This is a genomic window from Diaphorobacter sp. J5-51, assembly GCF_001023515.1.
In the GTDB taxonomy this organism is placed as follows: domain Bacteria; phylum Pseudomonadota; class Gammaproteobacteria; order Burkholderiales; family Burkholderiaceae_C; genus Diaphorobacter; species Diaphorobacter nitroreducens.
Map to the genome: position 1 here is coordinate 46,056 of NZ_JSYI01000076.1, position 16,495 is coordinate 62,550.

Annotated in this window: 15 protein-coding genes and 1 pseudogene; 9 read left to right on the plus strand and 7 right to left on the minus strand. The window is 69.7% G+C overall.

Annotated features, from left to right (window positions below; genetic code table 11):
* Positions 1-37 precede the first annotated feature (37 nt).
* The 6 genes from dksA to dapF all read right to left on the minus strand — a co-directional run bounded on the left by dksA (position 38) and on the right by dapF (position 6,041).
* A complete protein-coding gene (gene dksA, locus OX89_RS10815; protein WP_369799279.1) occupies positions 38-883 on the minus strand; it encodes an RNA polymerase-binding protein DksA in 846 nt (281 codons plus the stop codon).
* A gap of 23 nt (positions 884-906) precedes the next feature.
* Positions 907-2,016 carry a GTP-binding protein gene (locus tag OX89_RS10820; RefSeq protein WP_047350623.1) on the minus strand — a complete coding sequence of 370 codons (1,110 nt, stop codon included), beginning with the start codon at positions 2,014-2,016 and terminating at the stop codon, positions 907-909.
* Positions 2,017-2,123: 107 nt separating this feature from the next.
* A complete protein-coding gene (locus tag OX89_RS10825) occupies positions 2,124-3,311 on the minus strand; it encodes a class I SAM-dependent rRNA methyltransferase (RefSeq protein WP_047350624.1) in 1,188 nt (395 codons plus the stop codon).
* A gap of 91 nt (positions 3,312-3,402) precedes the next feature.
* Positions 3,403-4,374, minus strand: coding sequence for a tyrosine-type recombinase/integrase (locus OX89_RS10830; protein WP_047350625.1), 972 nt, complete (start codon positions 4,372-4,374; stop codon positions 3,403-3,405).
* A gap of 99 nt (positions 4,375-4,473) precedes the next feature.
* Entirely contained in the window at positions 4,474-5,166 is a 693-nt protein-coding gene (locus tag OX89_RS10835; RefSeq protein ID WP_011806781.1) for a DUF484 family protein, read from the minus strand.
* Positions 5,163-6,041 (minus strand): diaminopimelate epimerase, encoded by an 879-nt coding sequence (gene dapF / locus OX89_RS10840; RefSeq protein WP_047350626.1) that lies wholly within the window; start codon positions 6,039-6,041, stop codon positions 5,163-5,165. The genes OX89_RS10835 and dapF overlap by 4 nt, the downstream gene beginning before the upstream one ends.
* Before the next feature lie 194 nt (positions 6,042-6,235).
* Between dapF and OX89_RS10845 the strand changes: the two genes are divergently transcribed.
* The 5 genes from OX89_RS10845 to OX89_RS10865 all read left to right on the plus strand — a co-directional run bounded on the left by OX89_RS10845 (position 6,236) and on the right by OX89_RS10865 (position 11,226).
* The gene (locus OX89_RS10845) at positions 6,236-6,433 is read left to right on the plus strand and encodes a hypothetical protein (protein WP_015914278.1); all 198 of its coding nucleotides are present in this window, start codon (positions 6,236-6,238) and stop codon (positions 6,431-6,433) included.
* An 82-nt stretch (positions 6,434-6,515) separates the two neighbouring features.
* Positions 6,516-6,716 carry a hypothetical protein gene (locus OX89_RS10850; RefSeq protein WP_047350627.1) on the plus strand — a complete coding sequence of 67 codons (201 nt, stop codon included), beginning with the start codon at positions 6,516-6,518 and terminating at the stop codon, positions 6,714-6,716.
* 34 nt (positions 6,717-6,750) lie between these two features.
* Positions 6,751-8,457: an MBL fold metallo-hydrolase gene (locus OX89_RS10855; protein ID WP_047350628.1), complete on the plus strand. Its 1,707-nt coding sequence runs from the start codon at positions 6,751-6,753 to the stop codon at positions 8,455-8,457.
* On the plus strand, positions 8,450-9,250 hold the full coding sequence (locus OX89_RS10860) for an rRNA pseudouridine synthase (RefSeq protein WP_047350629.1): 801 nt from the start codon (positions 8,450-8,452) through the stop codon (positions 9,248-9,250). Before OX89_RS10855 ends, OX89_RS10860 begins: the two co-directional genes overlap by 8 nt.
* A gap of 182 nt (positions 9,251-9,432) precedes the next feature.
* Positions 9,433-11,226, plus strand: a complete 1,794-nt coding sequence (locus OX89_RS10865; RefSeq protein ID WP_047350630.1) for a lysoplasmalogenase family protein — start codon at positions 9,433-9,435, stop codon at positions 11,224-11,226.
* 4 nt (positions 11,227-11,230) lie between these two features.
* Here OX89_RS10865 and ruvB read toward each other — a convergent pair whose 3' ends face one another.
* Entirely contained in the window at positions 11,231-12,301 is a 1,071-nt protein-coding gene (ruvB, locus tag OX89_RS10870; protein WP_047350631.1) for a Holliday junction branch migration DNA helicase RuvB, read from the minus strand.
* Between the two features lie 224 nt (positions 12,302-12,525).
* On the opposite strand from ruvB, the gene OX89_RS10875 reads away from it, so the two are divergent.
* From OX89_RS10875 to OX89_RS10890, 4 genes and pseudogenes are all read left to right on the plus strand, one after another.
* Entirely contained in the window at positions 12,526-13,164 is a 639-nt protein-coding gene (locus tag OX89_RS10875; RefSeq protein WP_011806789.1) for a DUF2760 domain-containing protein, read from the plus strand.
* Positions 13,165-13,172: 8 nt separating this feature from the next.
* Positions 13,173-15,083, plus strand: coding sequence for an Hsp70 family protein (locus OX89_RS10880; protein ID WP_047350632.1), 1,911 nt, complete (start codon positions 13,173-13,175; stop codon positions 15,081-15,083).
* Between the two features lie 10 nt (positions 15,084-15,093).
* Positions 15,094-15,687 carry an NAD(P)H-dependent oxidoreductase gene (locus tag OX89_RS10885; RefSeq protein WP_047350633.1) on the plus strand — a complete coding sequence of 198 codons (594 nt, stop codon included), beginning with the start codon at positions 15,094-15,096 and terminating at the stop codon, positions 15,685-15,687.
* 4 nt (positions 15,688-15,691) lie between these two features.
* Positions 15,692-16,453, plus strand: a pseudogene (locus OX89_RS10890) (Hsp70 family protein); the annotation flags it as partial.
* Positions 16,454-16,495 lie beyond the last annotated feature (42 nt).

Below are 16,495 nucleotides of genomic sequence, written 5' to 3' on the forward strand. Positions count from 1 at the left end.
GCGCAGTGCGGGCGTCTCGCGGCAATCGACCGCAGGATCAGTCGCCAAACATTTTCTGCTTGAGTTCGCGGCGCTGCTGCGCCTCCAGCGACAGCGTGGCCGTGGGGCGCGCCAGCAGGCGGCCTACGCCGATGGGCTCGCCCGTCTCGTCGCAATAACCGTAGTCGCCGGCGTCGATGCGCGCGATGGACTGCTCGATCTTCTTGAGCAGCTTGCGCTCGCGGTCGCGCGTGCGCAGTTCCAGCGCGTGCTCTTCCTCGATCGTCGCGCGGTCGGCCGGATCAGGGACCACCACGGTGTCCTCGCGCAGGTGCTCGGTGGTTTCACCCGCGTTGTGGTGCATGTTCTGCTTGAGCTGAGTCAGCTTGTGGCGGAAGAACGCCAGCTGCTTCTCATTCATGTACTCGCTCTCGGGCATGGCCAGCACTTCGGCGTCCGTCAGGTCTTCGGCAGACTTGGTCTTCCAGTTGTTGGCCAGCTTGGGATCTTTCTTGGCGGCCGCCACAGAGGTTTGCAGGGTCGTAGGCATAGTTTGGGTAAAGCTGGCTTCGGGGGCGCCGGGCGCCGCCGCGGTGGCCTTGGATGGTACGGTCAATTGCCCGGAACCGGAAGGAGAAGGCCGGAGGCGCCGCGCGGTTACCGGCGCGGGTTCGTCGCCCGCGCGCTTGGCCTGGGCCGCAGCCTGGGCTTTGCTGGACTGGGCTTTCACTTCCTGTCTCCTCGCAGTTCGGGCTTTTTCCGCCTGCGTGCGGGGCCCAGGGCCCCTCGTGCAGCACGGTGCGAATGGCACGCGCCCCAGGGGGCGTTTTTGCCGGGGCGCGATTGTATAGACCTGCGCTGGCCGAGCGCAAAACGTTGTGGATACCACACAGGCGTAGTGCACTTTACCGCCAGCCACCACGGGTCTCACACCAGGCACTGCTCCAGCCCCTGTTGCAGGATGTCCTGCGGCAGGTCGATGCCGATGAACACCATCTTGCTCTGGCGCGCCTCGCCTTCGGCCCACTGGGAACCCAGGTCGCTGCCCATGAGCTGGTGCACGCCCTGGAAGATCACCTTGCGGTCGGTGCCTTTCATATTCAGCACGCCCTTGTAGCGCAGCATGCGCGGGCCGTAGATATTGACGATGGCGCCCAGGAAGTCCTCCAGCTTGGCCGGATCGAAGGCTCGGTCGGCGCGGTAGACGAAGCTCTTGACGTCGTCGTCATGGTGGTGGTGATGCGGGTGCTTGCAGTGCTCGTCATGCTTGTGCTCATGGCCATGGTCGTGGCCGCCGTGCGCATGGTCATGACCATGGTCGTGCTCGTGTTCGCAGTGCCCGTGGTCATGGTCGCAATGGCTGTGGTCGTGCGCGTCTTCTTCCTTCAGGAAGTCCGGGTCGATGTCCAGCTTGGCGTTGAGATTGAAGCCACGCAGGTCCAGCACCTCGGCCAGCGGCACATCGCCAAAATGCACCGCGCGGATGGGCGCGCGCGGGTTCATGTGCTTGAGGCGGTGGATCAGGTCGTGCTTCTCCTCCTCGCTCACCAGGTCGGTCTTGGACAGGAAGATCTGGTCGGCAAAGCCCACCTGCCGGCGTGCCTCCTGGCGGTCGTCCAGCTGCTGCTGGGCGTGCTTGGCGTCCACCAAAGTAATGATGGAATCGATGAGATAGGTCTCGGCGATCTCATCGTCCATGAAAAAAGTCTGCGCCACGGGGCCGGGGTCGGCAAGCCCCGTGGTCTCGATCACCACGCGGTCGAACGCCACCAGCCCCTTGCGACGCTTGGCGGCCAACAGCTGCAGGGTTTCGCGCAGATCCTCGCGGATGGTGCAGCAGATGCAGCCGTTGCTCATCTGCAGAATCTGCTCTTTGGACTCGGTCTTGAGGATGTCGGTGTCGATGTTTTCCTCGCCGAACTCGTTTTCGATCACGGCGATCTTCTGGCCGTGCATTTCGGACAGCACGCGCTTGAGCAGCGTGGTCTTGCCGGAGCCGAGGAAGCCGGTGAGGATGGTGACGGGAATCAGGGCCATGGGTCGCTTTCCGTGGAGTGCAAACGCAAAACGGCGGCCTGGACGACCGCCGCATGGGAATCGAATTTCAGTGTACAGAGCCTGTCAAGACCTTCGCGCCCGCAGCGTCATGCCGGCTTGCGCATGATGGCCAGACCCTTGAGGTACTCGCCCTCGGGGAACTCCAGCGTCATCGGGTGGTCGGGCGCGCCGGCCAGGCGCCCCAGCACGTAGCCGTCCACGCCCGCATCCGCCCCCGCCGAGGCCACGATCTTGTGAAACAGCTCGGCGCTGATGCCGCCCGAGCAGGAAAAGGTATACAGCACGCCGCCCGGCTCCAGCAGTTGCAGCGCGAGGCGGTTGATGTCCTTGTACGCGCGCGCCGCACGCTCGGCATGCGCCGCCGTGGGGGCGAACTTCGGCGGGTCGAGCACGATGGCGTCAAAGCGCCGCCCTTCGGCCAGGAAGCGGCGCAGGGATCCATTCACGTCGGCATCCAGAAATTCGGCCCGCGCCGCGTCAAACCCGTTCAATTGCACGTGCGCCCGCGCACGCTCCAGCGCGGGGCCGGAAGAATCGATGGACGTGACCTGCCCCGCGCCGCCGGCCAGCGCCGCCACCGTGAAGCCGCCCGTATAGCAATAGCAGTTGAGTACACGCTGCAGGCCCAGGCGCTGCACCGTGCCAAAGAAATGGTGCCGGCTGTCGCGCTGGTCCAGGTAGAAGCCCGTCTTGTGCCCTTCGGCAATGTCGAGCGTGAGCCGCCAGCCATGCTCGCGGATCGTCAGCTCTTGCGGCCCCTGCCCGCGCAGCCAGCCGGTGGCGGGCGCCAGGCCTTCCAACTGGCGCACGCTGGCGTCGGAGCGCTCGTACAGGCGCGACAGGCCTGTCGCCTGAAGCAACGCATCGGCGATGACGGCCTTCCAGCGCTCCGTGCCCGCGCTGGTGAACTGGGCCACCAGCGTGTCCTCGTAGCGGTCGACGATCAGCCCCGGCAGCCCATCGGATTCGCCATGGACCAGCCGCACGCCATTGCTCTCAACAGAAAAACGGCCTCTAGCGCTTATGGATCGGGCGCAAGCAGCTATAAAAAAAGAAGCATCGATGCGCTGCTTCTCGTCAAAGCTCCACACCCGGGCACGGATGCGCGACTGGGGGCTGAACGCCGCCCAGGCAAGAAACTGGCCCTCCGCCGACTCCACCCGCACCGTCTCGCCGCTGTCGCCGCCGCCCTTGGCGATGGCACCTTCAAAAATCCAGGGATGGCGGCGCTGCAGCGAACGCTCCTTGCCGGGTTTCAGTCGAATGGTTTTCATCCCTGGATTGTGCGCGCGCGGGTGAGCGCTTTTGTCGCACCCGGCCGGACGCAGAGCGTGCGGGACCAGGCTACCGCCCGCCGCCCGCCACCTAGGGCTTGCGCCGTGCGCGCGGGTGCGCCGCGTCGTACACCCGCGCCAGGTGCTGGAAATCCAGCCGCGTGTAGACCTGGGTGGTGGTGATGTTGGCGTGGCCCAGCAGCTCCTGCACGGCGCGCAGGTCGCCGCTGGACTGCAGCAGGTGGCTGGCGAACGAGTGGCGCAGCATGTGCGGGTGCACGGGTGTGGTCAGGCCCGCCACCTGGCTGCGCTGGCGCAGGCGCGACCACACGGACTGCGCCGTCAGCCGCGCACCGCGCCGGCCGATGAACAGCGCCGGCTCCAGCCGCGCCGCGCCCGCGGCACCCAACGGCAGCGCGCGCTGCGCCAGCCAGGCCTGCAGCGCCGCGGCCGCGGCGCGGCCCACGGGCACGCTGCGGCGCTTGGAGCCCTTGCCGAAGACATGCGCCTCGCCCGCCTGCAGGTCCACCCAGCCGCGCCCCTGCTGGTGCGCGGCGGGGCTGGGCGCCACATCCAGGCCCACCAGTTCGCCCACGCGCAGGCCGCAGCCGTAGAGCAGCTCGACGATGGCCGCGTCGCGCGCCTCCAGCCAGGGGTCGGCGCCCGTCTCTTGGTGCTCGGCCAGGCGCACCGCTTCGTCCACGGGCAGGGCCTTGGGCAGGGGCTTGGGCGCCTTGGGCGCGCGCACGTCCTGCACAGGGTTGTGCGGCACCAGCCCCTGGCGCGCGGCCCAGGTGTAAAAACCCCGCCAGCCCGAGAGGATGAGCGCGATGCCGCGCCCGCTGCGCCCGCCGGCATGCATCTGCGCGACGAAGCGGCGGATGTGCGCGCTGGTCAGGCGCAGCAGCGGCAGATCCACGCCCGCGGCCATGGCGGCCAGGCGCTGCAGGTCCAGCGTGTAGAGCGTGAGGGTGCGCGCGGCCAGGCGCTTTTCCACGCGCACATGCTCCAGGTACTGCAACGCCTCAGGCGGCAGGTGCACGGCAACTGGCGTGTCGTTCATTTGCTACTGAATAAGGAGCTTCTTGCGCTTGATGCGTGGTGTTTTCAGGCAAAAAACCTACGCAAACCCTTATCCATCCAGCGCAAGCCGCTCACTTTTTCATCGCATGCGCGACAGTGCCGAGCTGGCCAGCTCGGCCATGCGCGAGAGAAATTCCGTGCCCATGGTGGCCTCGAAGCGGTGCGGGTCGTGCGAGCCCAGCACGATCAGGCCGAAGGCCGGCTGGTCGGCGCTGTCGATCGCGCCTTCGCGCAGCGGCAGCAGCGCCAGCGACTGCACCTCGCCCGCCTCGGGCAGCCAGGCCGTGGCCTCGAAACCCAGGTTGGGCCCGCAGAACGGCATGGTCAGCGACGAGGCGAACAGGCGCAGGTCCTCGCTCACCGGCTGGGTGGCGACGAGGCCCGCGTGCTCGGGCGCGACGTTCCACACCCGCAGCGCGACCTGTGGCACGTCGAACAGCGTGCGCAGGCCGTTCTCCACGGCGCGCGGCAAGCGGGCCGCATCGCGCACGGCGGCCACCTCGCGCGTCCACTGGTGGATCTTCTGGGTGATGGCGGCGTTCTCGGTGCCGTGGCGCACCATCTCCATCACGCGGTGTTCCAGGCCCTTGATCTTCTCGCGCAGCATCTCGGCCTGGCGCTCGTGCAGGCTCACGGCGCGCTGGCCGTGGGGGCTGGCGATGGTGACACTGGCCAGCAACTCGGCATGGCGCTCGAAGAAGCCCGGCGTGTTCGCCAGGAAGTGCGCGATGTCGTCTTCGGTGATGGGGGATACAGGAGAGGAAGAGGTCATAAAGCGTCCGGAATGTCGATCTCGCCTTCGAAGACGGTGGTAGCGGGGCCGGTCATGAACACGGGGTCTTGCAAGCCGCCGGCCCAGTCGATGGTGAGCAGGCCGCCCCGCGTGTGCACCTGCACGCGCGCATCCAGCAGCCCCAGGCGGATGCCGGCCACCACGGCGGCGCAGGCGCCCGTGCCGCAGGCCAGCGTCTCGCCCGCGCCGCGCTCGTACACGCGCAGGCGCACTTCACCACGGTTCACGATCTGCAGGTAGCCCGCGTTCACGCGCTGGGGAAAGCGCGGGTGGCTTTCGATCAAGGGGCCGGTCTGCGCCACGGGGGCAGTGTCCACATCGTCGACCAACTGGACGGCGTGCGGGTTGCCCATGGACACCACTGCTACCAATAGCGTAGCTGCTGACGCCTGCCCATCAAGCGCCAGGGGCCATTTTTGGCCTGAACCTTGCGACACGGGCGCGAGGCCCGTGGTGTCGAACGGCACGCGCGCCGGCTCCAGCTCGGGGCGGCCCATGTCCACCGTCACACGGCCGTCGGCGGTCAGGTGCGGGGCGATCACGCCGGCCATGGTCTGCACGCGGATCGTGTCCTGCGCGGTGAGGCCCTTGTCGCGCACATAGCGCGCGAAGCAGCGCGCGCCGTTGCCGCACTGCTCCACCTGGCCGCCGTCGGCGTTGTGGATCACGTATTCGAAGTCGATGCCCGCGCCGGGCGAGGGGCGCACGCTGAGGATCTGGTCGGCGCCCACGCCGAAGTGGCGGTCGGCCAGAAAGCGGTACTGCGCGGGCGTGAGCCCCAGGCGTCCCTGCGTCTCGTCGAGTACCACGAAGTCGTTGCCCGCGCCCTGCATCTTGGTGAAGCGGATGTGCATGGCGCGATTATCCGCCGCATGCGCGCGTCGCCTGGGTGCAACCACGGGGAAACCCCGCACGGCTGACATCCGAGTTTTTTGCTCGGCTATTGATTTCGATCAGCCCGCCCCTGGGCTGCATGGGGAGCATCCGGGGTTCCCGCCGCGCCGCCCTGCCGGCCGCGGCGGGCCACGATAACGACAACGGAGGTGCGATGACCCTGACGATGGATGTACTCGACCGGCTGCATGCCGCCGACCCGAATGCCGCGACGGAACTGGTGCAAGACAGCGCCGACGCCGTGGCGCTCATCGAACTGCTGGAGATGCTGTGGAACTGCGGCATTCCGCGCGCGCCGCAGTTGCTGGAGCCCGTGCTCCAGCGGCTGCTGCAGCTGCGTCCCACGGATTGAACACGTCCGCCGCGGATGCGGTTCGGCCGGCACGGGCAGGTTGTCCCTTTGATCGCCCCAGAAAAGAGATAGCGAGGCCACCATGACTCTGACCGTTGACGTACTTGACCGGCTGCATGCCGAAGACGTTGCCACCGCCACCCATCTCGTGCAGCGCAGCGCCGACAGCGCCGCGCTGATCGAGCTGCTGGAGATGCTCTGGAGCGTGGGCATCCCGCGCGCCAAGCCGCTGATCGGCCCGGTGCTGGAACGCCTGTCCCAGCTGCGCCCGCTGCAGGGCTGATGGCGGGCGGCGTGCGCCTGCCGATAATGCGCCGATGCCACGCCTGAGCCAACAACTACACCCCCACCGCGAGCCGGTCACCCCCCTTCACGCGGCCACCGTGCTGCTGCTGCGCGATGCGCCCCAACCCGGCGGCGGCAGCACGCTGCAGGTGCTGATGACGCGCCGCTCCGACAAGGCCAGCTTCGTGCCCGGCGCCTACGTGTTCCCCGGCGGCGGCATCGAGACGCAGGACGCCGACCCCGCCACCCACGCCCTGGCCGACCACCGCCCGGCGCAGACCGCCGCGCGCCTGACCGACGCGCTGGCCGCCATCCGCGAAAGCTTCGAGGAGTTGGGCGTGCTGCTGGCGCGCCACGGCGACGGCCGCTGGGCCGGGGCCGACGACATCGCCGCCATCGCACGCCAAGCACCGGCCGGCACCACGTTCGCCGCGCAATGCGCCGCGCGCGGCCTGCGCCTGGCGGCCGACCGCGTGTACTGGCTGGCCCACTGGACGGCCGACCGCAATTTACCGAAGCGCTTCGCCGTGCCCTTTCTCGTCGCGCGCATGCCCGAGGGGCAGGAGCCCGTGGCCGACGAGTCCGAGCAGTTCGAGCCCGTGTGGGTGAGCCCGGCCGACGCGCTGGCGCGCCACGAGGCGGGGCAGTTCTTCATGATCTTCCCCACCATCCGCACGCTGCAGCGCCTGGCGCAGTTTGCGGACGTGGACGCCGTGCTCGCCGCCGTCGCGCACGAGCAGCCTCTGTGGGTCAGCAGCCCGCGCTCGGGCCTGCTGGGCGGCAAGGAGGCGCGCTTCATGGAGGATGAGGCGCCCTTCGGCGAGCTGGCGCTGGTCACGCCCACGGGCCGCGGCGAGCATGCGCTGGACTGGCAGAGCGAGACGCCCGTGCCGCTGCTGAAGAACGTGCAGCGCCTCACCGCCCCCAACCCCGGCGTGATGACCGGCCCCGGCACCAACAGCTACCTGGTGGGCGACCCGGCCACGGGCTACATCGCCATCGACCCCGGTCCGGCCGACACCGAGCACCTGGACAAGCTCTGGCGCGCCGCGGGGGGGGACATCCGCATGATCGTGTGCACCCATTCGCACGCCGACCATTCCCCCGGCGCCGCGCCGCTGCAGGCGATGTGCGTGCGCGCCGGGCGCGCGGCGCCCCCCATTCTGGGCCTGCCCTCGGCGCCCACGGCACGTGCGGCCAGCCAATTCACGCCCGACCGCTCGCTACAAGATAATGAGCTGCTCACGCTTGCTGGACAAGGGCCGGACGGCGAAATCACCCATACCCTGCAGGTCATCCACACGCCCGGCCACGCGGCCAACCATCTATGCCTGCTGCTGCGCGAGGACGGGTTGCTGTTCTCGGGCGACCACATCCTGAACGGCAGCACCACGGTCATCGACCCGCCCGACGGCAACATGGCGGACTACCTGGATTCGCTGGACCGGCTGGACGCGCTGTGCGCCGAGCACGGCGCCGATTTCATCCTGCCCGCGCACGGCTACGTGCTGGGAGGCCCGGAAGATGGGGCGCGCACCGCCATCGCGCGCCTGAAGGCCCACCGCCTGGCGCGCGAGGCCAAGGTGCTGGCCGCCATGCAGGCCCAGCCCGAAGGCAGCATGGATGACTGGGTGCGCCTGGCCTACGACGACGTGCCGCCGCGCATGTGGCCCATCGCGCAGCGCTCGCTGCTCGCGCATGTGGAGCGCATCCGCATGCTGGAGCCCGGCAATGACTGAGTCCAGTCATCCAACGGACGCGGTGCGCCTGTCCAAGCGCGTGGCGCAGCAGTTCCAGTGCTCGCGCACCACGGCAGAGCAGTACATCGAGGGCGGATGGGTGTCGGTGGACGGCCAGGTGGTCGAGCTGCCCGGTGCGCGCGTGGCGTCCGCGCAAAGCGTGGTGCTGGCGCCAGACGCCAATCTGATGGAGCTCACCCCCGTCACCCTGCTGCTGCACAAGCCGCCGGGCTACGAGGCGGGGCTGGGCCTGGTCACTGGCGCGACGCACGGCGCACCGGGCGCGCACGGCAGCCGCAGCCAGGGTGCGCCGCAAGCCGTCGCGCTGCTCAACGCGCAGTCGCACCTGCCCGAAGACGCCGCCGGCACGCGCGTGCTGCTGCGCCATTTCAAACAGCTCGAATGCTTCACGCCGCTGCCCACCGAGGCCAGCGGCCTGGTGGTCTACACGCAGGACCGGCGCGTGGCCCGCAAGCTGCAGGAAGACATCGAAACGCTGGAACAGGAGTGCATCGTGGAGGTGGCAGGCCAGATCGCGGACGGCGGCCTGCAAAAGCTCTGCCACGGCCTGAGCTTCAACGGCCGGCCGCTGCCGCCCATCAAGGTCAGCTGGCAAAGCGAGACACGCTTGCGCTTCGCGCTCAAGGGCATCCGCCCCGGCCAGATCCCGGCCATGTGCGAAGCCGTGGGCCTGTCCGTGCGGACCATCAAGCGCATCCGCATCGGCCGCGTGCCCCTGGCCAAGGTGCCCCAGGGGCAGTGGCGCTACCTGCAGCCGTGGGAGCGGTTCTGAGCGGACGCGGGCCCCGGCGGCCGGAACGGACAGCGATGACGGCGACGCGGGTCGCCTTACGGCGGCGTGGAAGGGCGCGGCCCCCTTCAGCGCAGCCAGGCCCACCTACCCGATTTTCAGGCGCAGGCGCTTAAGGGTTGCCCTCCTCGCGGCGGACTTGGCTGCAGCCCACAATCGTTCCCATGTCCGGCAGCCAGATCATCGTCCTCGTCACCCCGGTGTTCCTCGCCCTCATGGCGCTGGAATGGGCCATCGGCCGTTGGCGCGGACGGCCCGCGTTGCGGCTGGCCGATGTGGTGAGCAGCGTCAGCCTGGGCATGCTCAGCCAGACCAGCGCGGTGTTCACCGTGCTGCTGCGCGTGGGGCTGTACACGCTGGCCTATGAGCACCTGGCGCTGTGGCGCAGCGAGGCGTTCTGGACCACCTGGTACGGCTGGCTCATCGCGCTGGTGTTCTACGACTTCTGCTACTACTGGCTGCACCGCATGGGGCACGAAGTGGCCGTGCTGTGGGCCGCGCATGCGGTGCACCACCAGAGCCAGGACTACAACCTGTCCACCGCGCTGCGCCAGACCAGTTCCGGCGCGGTGCTGGGCTGGGTGTTCTACCTGCCGATGGCGCTGGCGGGCGTGCCGCCGCTGGTGTTCGTGGTGGTGGGGCTGGTCGACCTGCTGTACCAGTTCTGGGTGCATACCGAGCAGGTGGGGCGGCTGGGCTGGTTCGACCGCTGGTTCTGCAGCCCCAGCAACCACCGCGTGCACCACGCCGTGAACGACAGCTACCTGGACAAGAACTACGGCGGCATCCTGATCGTGTGGGACCGGCTGTTCGGTACCTTCAAGGACGAGGACCCCCGGGAGAAATGCGTGTACGGCACGCGCGGCCTGCTCAACAGCTGGGACCCGCTCTGGGCCAACGCCCAGGTGTATGCGGGCCTGCTGCACGACAGCTGGCACGCCCGCCGCTGGGCGGACAAGCTGCGCGTGTGGCTGAAAGCCCCCGGCTGGCGCCCCGCCGACGTGGCGCAGCGCTTTCCCAAGCCGGCCTTCAACCTCCACGACATGCCCCTGTTCGACCCACCCCTGTCCGCGCCGCTGCGCTGGTTTGCCGGCGTGCAGTTCGTGCTGCTGCTGGCGGGCGTGGCGGCATTCCTGTGGCAGGCCGACGGCGCACCGCTGGCGACCAACGCCGTGTGGTTCGCCACGCTGCTGGCCTGCCAGTGGGCGCTGGGCGCGGCCATGCAGGGGCGCATTGGCATGGGGTTGGCGCTGATGATCGAAGCCGGGGCGCTGGCCACGGCGACCAGCGCGCTGGGGTTCACGGCGTGGCACCTGCTGTTCAAGCCGCTGACCATGGCGATTGCTATTGTTTATGCAGCTAATCACGCTTATCCAATGAGCGCTACAGGCCGTTTTGGCTTGAACCGATCATGCTGGCTGCTGCTGGGCGCGCTGCTGGGTTCGCTGGCGGGCGACGTGTTCCTGATGCTGTCAGAGCACCTGTTCATTCCCGGGCTGGTGAGCTTCCTGCTGGCGCACCTGTGCTACATCGCGCTGTTCAAGCAGGGCGTGGGGTGGTTCGGCCACCGCGGGGCACTCGGGGGTACGCTGGCGCTGGGCATCGGCATGTACGCCTTCCTGTGGCAGGGCGGATTGCCGGCCGCGCTGCGGGTGCCGGTGGCCGTGTATGTGGTGGTGATCGCGCTGATGGCGGCGCAGGCCTGGGGGCGCCACGCGGCGCTGCGCGAGCGCTCGTCGCTTGCGGTGGCGCTGGGCGCGTGCTGCTTCATGCTCAGCGATTCGCTGCTGGCCACCAACCGTTTCGTGCAGCCGCTGCCCTTGTCGCAGCTGTGGGTGCTGGCCACCTACTATGCGGCCCAGGTGCTCATCGTGAGTGGGATGGTCACAGCGCTGACCCGCGGCGCGGCGCACCAAGCCGACGCGCGGACGCAGCCGCTCACCCCCCACGCGGCCTGAGCGATCAGGCGGACTCGAACAGCCCGCCCGCCGCGCGCGGCGGCGCCACGCCCAGGTGGCGGTAGGCGGCCAGCGTGGCCACGCGCCCGCGCGGTGTGCGCTGCAGATAGCCCTGCTGAATCAGGTAGGGCTCGATGACGTCCTCGATGGTGCCGCTCTCCTCGCCGATGCTGGCGGCAATGTTGTCCAGTCCCACGGGGCCGCCGTCAAAGCGGTGCACCACGGCCTCCAGCAGCTTGCGGTCCATCACGTCGAAGCCCTGCGGATCCACGTCCAGCATGGTCAGCGCGCGGTTGGAAATGTCCAGGGTGATGTGGCCCGAACCCTTCACCTCTGCATAGTCGCGCACGCGGCGCAGCAGGCGGTTGGCGATGCGCGGCGTGCCGCGCGAGCGGCGCGCGATTTCCATGCCGCCCTCGGCATCGATGGGCGCGCCCAGCAGGCCGGCCGATCGCATGACGATGCGCGCCAATTCATCGGGCGTGTAGAACTCCAGCCGCGCAACGATGCCGAAGCGGTCGCGCAGCGGGTTGGTGAGCATGCCCGCGCGCGTGGTGGCGCCCACCAGTGTGAAGGGCTGCAGGTCCAGCTTGATGCTGCGCGCGGCCGGCCCCTCGCCGATCATGATGTCGATCTGGTAGTCCTCCAGCGCGGGGTAGAGGATTTCCTCGACCACGGGCGAAAGGCGGTGGATCTCGTCGATGAAGAGAACGTCGTTGCGTTCCAGGTTGGTGAGCAGCGCTGCCAGGTCCTTGGGCTTTTCCAGCACGGGGCCGCTGGTCTGACGCAGGTTCACGCCCAGTTCGGTGGCGATGATGTGGCTGAGCGTGGTTTTTCCCAAGCCCGGCGGGCCGAACAGCAGCACATGGTCCAGCGCCTCGCCGCGCTTCTTGGCCGCGCCGATGAAGATCTCGAGCTGTTCGCGCGCCTTGGCCTGGCCCACGTACTCCTGCAGCAGCTTGGGGCGCAGCGCACGCTCCAGCGCTTCCTCCTGTGAGGAGGCCGGTGCGGCCGACACCACGCGCTCGCGCGCAGGAGGGGGAGAGGGGGCAAAGTCGTCGGTATGGATCGTCATGCGAAGCGGACCAGGAAGGGCGCGTGCATTGTCCCCCATTCCCCCGCGCTGCCGTGCCGCCCCGCCACCCCGCGCGGGCCAGGGATAGCCGCCTTTCGGTAACATCGCCGCCTTCGCGCGCCGCGCGCGGGCGAGCCCCGTCCCCCTCCCGGACCACTCGAACGCCGCACCCGCCCCTGTGCGCCGCGCCGCCTCGGCCCGGCGCCCCCTTGCAGCGACAGCCCATGAACACTCCAGCACACCCCTCCTTCCTGAGCCGCATGGCCATCGCCATCGGCAGCTTTTTCGCCATCCTGGGCAACGGCCGCCTGGCCGCCGACATCCAGCGCCTGCGCGCGGGTGAAGCGCTGGCCGCCGACGTGGCGCCACCGGCTCCCCAGGCAGTGCGGGTGGAAGTGCCCGTGGAGACAATCGTGGAGAAGATCGTCGAGGTCCGCGTGGAGGTGCCCGTCGAGAAAGTGGTGGAAAAGCGCGTCGAAGTCGCCACCGACACCGCCGCGCTGCAGCTGCTGGGCCTGCTGCAGCGCGAGGCGCGCCTGGTGGACTTTCTGCAGGAAGACGTGGCGCCCTACTCCGATGCAGAGATCGGCGCCGCCGCGCGCGTGGTCCACGAGGGCTGCCGCAAGGTGCTGCGCGAGCATTTCACCATCGAGGCCGTGCGCCCGGAGGGCGAGGGCAGCCACGTCACCCTGCCGGTCGGCTTTGACGCCACGGCCGTGCGCCTCACGGGCAATGTGCTGGGCCAGGCGCCGTTCACGGGCCAGCTGACCCACCGCGGCTGGAAGGCGACCGCCGTGCGCCTGCCGCAGCTCACCGACCCGCGGGCCGCCGCCGTGCTGGCCCAGGCCGAGGTGGAGCTGTGAACACGGATATGCCCAACACTCCTGAAACCATAGCTGCCAGCGCTTACCCTGCAAGCGCTACAGGCAAAAATAACGCCCAGTACAGCATCGGCATCGATCTGGGCACCACGCACTGCGCGCTGTCGTACGTGGACCGGCACGCCAGCGACGGCGACACCGTCGTGCAGCAGGTGCTGGATATTCCGCAGCTCACCGGACCGGCCAGCGTGGAGGCGCGGCCGCTGCTGCCCTCCTTCCTATACCTGCCGCATGAGAGCGAGTTGAGCGCCGCCGACACGGCGCTGCCCGGTGGCGGCGCAGGCCAGGACTGCGTGGTGGGCGAGCTGGCGCGCACGCGCGGCGCGGCCACGCCGATCCGCCTGGTGTCCAGCGCCAAGAGCTGGCTGTGCCACCCGGGCGTGGACCGGCGTGCGCCCATCCTGCCGCCCGATGCGCCGCCGGAGGTGCCGCGCGTGTCGCCCCTGGCCGCATCGGCGCGCTACCTGTCGCACCTGCGCTGGGCCTGGAACCTGGCCCACCCCGAGGCGCCGCTGGAGCAGCAGGACATCACCGTCACCATTCCCGCATCGTTCGACCCGGCCGCGCGCGAGTTGACGGCCGAGGCCTGCCGCGCCGCCGGCCTGGAGCGCCTGACGCTGCTGGAAGAGCCCCAGGCCGCGCTGTACAGCTGGATCCAGGCCAGCGGCGGCGGATGGCGCAAGCAGGTCGCCAGCGGCGACATCATCCTGGTGGTGGACGTGGGCGGCGGCACCACGGACCTGTCGTTGATCGCGGTGCTGGAGAAGGACGGCGCCCTGGAACTGCAGCGCGTGGCGGTGGGCGAGCACATCCTGCTGGGCGGCGACAACATGGACCTGGCCCTGGCCTATGGCGTGGCGCGCAAGCTGGCCCAGGAAGGCAAGCCGCTGGACGCCTGGCAGACCCGCGCCCTGGCCCATGGCTGCCGCGCGGCCAAGGAGCAGCTGCTGGCCGACGAGGCGCTGCCATCCGTGCCCGTGGTCGTCCCCAGCCGCGGCAGCAAGCTGATCGGCGGCAGCATCCGCACCGAGGTGACGCGCGCCGAAGTGCAGGCGCTGCTGGTCGAGGGGTTCTTCCCGCAGGTGGCCGTGGGCGACAAGCCCCTGACCCGCGCGCGCGGCGCGCTCACGCAACTGGGCCTGCCCTACGCGCAGGACGCGGCCGTCACGCGCCACCTGGCGGCCTTCCTGTCGCGCCAGCTGGATGCCACGGCACAGATCCCTGGCCTGGCCGGCAGGCAGGCAGGGCGCGCCAGCTTCCTGCACCCCACGGCCCTTCTGTTCAACGGGGGAGTGCTGAAGGCCCCCCAGATCGCTGAGCGCATCGTCGGCGTCATCAACGGCTGGCTGGCTGCCGAGGGCGCTGCCCCGGCCCGGCTGCTGGAAGGCGCCCAGCTGGACCTGGCCGTGGCACGCGGCGCGGCGTACTTCGGCCATGTCACTGCGGCGGGGCGCGGCGTGCGCATCCGCGGCGGCACGGCGCAAAGCTACTACGTGGGCGTGGAGAGCAACATGCCCGCCATTCCCGGCATGGAGCCGCCCCTGAGCGCACTGTGCCTGGCGCCGTTCGGCATGGAGGAAGGCACCGAGGTCGCGCTTCATGCCCAGGAATTCGGCCTGGTGGTGGGCGAGCCGGTGCGGCTGCGCTTCTTCGGCTCCAGCGTGCGCCGCGGCGACACCGTGGGCACGCTGCTGGACTTCTGGGGACCCGAAGAGCTGGTGGAACTGCAGGAGATCGAGGCCCACCTGCCCCCCGAGGGCCGCACGCCCGGCGAGGTCGTACCCGTCACCCTGCACGCCCGCGTGACCGACATCGGCACGCTGGAGCTGAGCGCCGTGCCCGTGGGAGGCCATGAGCGCTGGAAGGTGGAGTTCGACGTGCGCGCCCAGACACAGGCCTGACGCCAGCGCCATGCACTGCCTGGTCGTCATCGCGCATCCGCTGGAAGACAGCCTGTGCCAGTCGCTGGCGCAGGAAGCCATCCGCACCCTCACCGCCGCAGGGCACACGGTGCAGGTGGAGGACCTGTGCCGCACGGGCTTCGCGCCCGCGCTCACGGCGGCGGAGCGCCGCAGCTACTACGGCACGGCCTTCGACGGCGGCGCCGTGCAAGCGCAGATCGATCGGCTGCTGCTGGCCGAGGCGCTGGTGCTGGTCTTTCCGACCTGGTGGTTCGGCTTTCCGGCGGCGCTCAAGGGCTGGTTCGACCGCGTATGGGCGCCCGGCGTGGCTTACGACCATGCGAGCGACCTGGGGCCCATCCGCCCCCGCCTGCACCGGCTGCGCACGACGCTGGCCATCACCACGCTGGGGTCGCCCTGGTGGGTGGACCGGCTGGTGCTGCGCCGGCCTGTGCGGCGCGTGCTCAAGACCGCGCTGCTGGGCACCTGCGCGCCACGCAGTGCCTTCGACATGCTCTCGCTCTACGGCGCCGAGCGCCTGTCCGCCGCCCAGGTGCAGCGGTTCAACGCGCGCATCGCACGCGCGCTGTCTTCGTGGGCTTAGCCGGGTGAAGCGCTACACCGTCGGCATCGACCTGGGCACCAGCCACACCGCCTGCGCCTATGCGCCGCTGGAAGGCCGCGCGGCGGACATCGCACTGCTGCCCATCCCGCAGCGCCTCTCGGCGGGCGAGGTGCAGGCGCAGCCGCTGCTGCCCTCGGCGCGCTACCAGGCGGCACCCGGCGAGTTGGGCGAGGCGTGGCGACAGCCCTGGCCGCCCCTGGAGGCCACGGACGACGCACCCGCCACCCTCGGCCGCTGGGCGCGCGACCTGGGTGCAGCCGTGCCAGGGCGGCTGGTGGAAAGCGCCAAAAGCTGGTTGTCCCACCCAGGCGTGGACCGCACGGCGCCCATCCTGCCCTGGGGCGCGCCGCAAGACGTGGCCCGGGTCTCGCCGGTGCAGGCCAGCGCTTCGTACCTGGCACATGTGCGCGCGGCATGGGACGCCGCCCACCCCGATGCGCCGCTGCATGCGCAAGACCTGGTGCTCACCGTGCCGGCTTCGTTCGACGAGGGCGCGCGCGCGCTCACGCTGGAAGCCGCACGCCTGGCCGGCTTGCCAGCGCTGCAGCTCTTGGAAGAGCCCAAGGCCGCATTCCACGACTGGCTGGCGCTGCAAGGCGAACAACTGGCCGCGCAATTGGCGGGCTGCCGCCTGGTGCTGGTGGTGGACGTGGGCGGCGGCACCACGGACCTCACGCTGATCCGCGTGGACACGCAGGCCGGCGGCACGCCCCGGCTGACGCGCATCGCCGTGGGAGAGCACCTAACAGGCCGTTGAAAAAGTGCTTTTCGAACGCATCAGGGACGC